The 1,907-nt window shown below is 61.7% G+C and carries 2 protein-coding genes; both read right to left on the bottom strand.

Going from position 1 to position 1,907, the window contains the following annotated elements; all coding sequences use genetic code 11:
* Positions 1–9 precede the first annotated feature (9 nt).
* A complete protein-coding gene (gene tnpC, locus NKI54_RS36200) occupies positions 10–1,650 on the bottom strand; it encodes an IS66 family transposase (RefSeq protein ID WP_352694629.1) in 1,641 nt (546 codons plus the stop codon).
* A gap of 76 nt (positions 1,651–1,726) precedes the next feature.
* Positions 1,727–1,907 (bottom strand): IS66 family insertion sequence element accessory protein TnpB (gene tnpB, locus NKI54_RS36195; protein WP_352694628.1); only part of this gene is annotated, 181 nt, incomplete at its 5' end.

Below are 1,907 nucleotides of genomic sequence, written 5' to 3'. Positions count from 1 at the left end.
CGTAAGCGGTCAGCCGATAACGTCAGGCCTAAAGTTCCAAGGCATGAGCATTTCGATCTCGGATGCCGGCCAGCCTTGAGCGATGCGGGTCAAGGTCTGGGAGAGCCAGTCGAGCGAATCGACGCTGTTCATTTTGCAGGATTGCAGCAAGGTGGCTACCGTAGCCCAGGTTCGTCCACCGCCTTGGCCGCCGGCGAATAGACTATTCTTTCGCGTGATCGTCTGGGGCCTGATTGCACGCTCGACGATATTGGAGTCGATTTCGATGCGACCGTCCATCAGAAAGCGTTCCAGCGCCTCCCGCCGGGTGAGCGCGTAGCGGATCGCCTCGGCGGTCTTGGATTTTCCGGAGACCTTGCCCAGTTCCGCTTCCCATAGATCGAAGAGGCTCGCGACAATGGCCACGGACTTTTCCTGACGGAGCGCGGCGCGGCTTCCGGCATCCTTGCCGCGAACCTCGTCCTCGACCTTCCACAATTCGGTCATGGCGATGATCGAATCCGTCGCGGCCTGCGAGATCCCGCTGATGTGCAGGTCGTAGAATTTGCGCCGCAGGTGAGCCCAGCAGCCGGCGAGCCGGATTGTTTCATTGCTGCCGGCTTTGGCCCGTGCCTTGACCAGGTTGGTATAGGCCGAGTAGCCATCCACTTGCAGGATGCCGCTGAATCCGGCGAGGTGGCGCGCCACGCAATCCGCGCCTCTGCTGTCTTCAAAACGATAGGCAACCATTGGCGGACTGGTTCCGCCATAGGGTCGATCATCCCGTGCGTAGGCCCATAGCCAAGCTTTCGTGGTTTTCCCCGCTCCGGGGGCAAGGGTGGGCAAGGTCGTCTCGTCGGCGAAGACCCTTTCGCCCTCCTTGACGCGCTCAAGGATGTAATCGGCGAGCATCTGCAACTCGAAGCCCAGGTGCCCCATCCACTGCGCCATCAACGACCGGCTGAGTTCAACGCCATCGCGCAGATAGATCGTCTCCTGCCGGTAAAGCGGAAGGCCGTCGGCGTATTTCGACACGGCGATATAGGCGAGCAGCCGCTCCGTCGGCAGGCCGCTTTCAACGATGTGCGCCGACGCCAGAGCCTGGACCACGCCGTCACGGCCCCGGAAAGCGTATTTGGGACGGCGCGTGACGATGACCCGGAACTTCGGCGGCACGACGTCCAACCGCTCGGATCGATCCTCGCCGATCAGAACCTTTTCCAGCCCCTCGCAGTCGCCCGGGATTTCCGGCTCGATAACTTCCTCGATGCGTTCGAGATGAGCTGCAAAACCCTTGCGTGGACGCGCTGCGCGCTTTGGCTTGCCCTTGACTGCGTGATCGAGTTCGCTGCGGATCGCAGAAAGGCCGGTCTCGACCTCTTCGAAGGCAAAGGAGGCCTGCTCGTCGTCGATGGCCAGGCGTAGCCGCTCGGAACGCGTGCCATGTTGCGTGCGCTGCAAAACCTTCAGGATCGACGTGAGATTGGCAATCCGCTCGTTGGCGCTCTTCTCGACGGCCTTCAGCCGGGCGACCTCCGCCTCGGAGGCTGCGATCCGAGCTTCGGCGACTACGATCCGGGCCTCGCTCGCAGCCTGCTCGCGAGCCATGGAAAGGATCATCGCCTTCAGCGCATCAACGTCGTCGGGAAGGGCAAGACCCGGTAGAACCATGGCAAGCAGCAAAGCACAAAAACAGCCGCTTTCCCAACCGTTCCAGCCGCATGATTCATCTTGCCGCAGGCCGGTTTCAGCCCGTCGATAACGGCCGCCTGATCCTGGCCGGACGGATCTTTTTCCAGTCTAACCCGGCCAGAAGCGCCATCAGCTGGGCGTGGTCGAGACGCATGCGCGCGGCCGATATCGCAGACCAGCAGAAGCTGTGATCTTCCAGAGTCTTCGAATAAAGACAAACCCCGCTGCCGTCCCAC

This window comes from Mesorhizobium sp. M0663, from assembly GCF_040320585.1.
GTDB lineage: Bacteria > Pseudomonadota > Alphaproteobacteria > Rhizobiales > Rhizobiaceae > Mesorhizobium.
This window is presented reverse-complemented; position numbering and strand designations above follow the sequence as displayed.

Coding starts and splice junctions, on each gene's coding strand:
- tnpC (WP_352694629.1), bottom strand. CDS start 1,650: ATGGTTCTACCGGGTCTTGCCCTTCCCGACGACGTTGATGCGCTGAAG.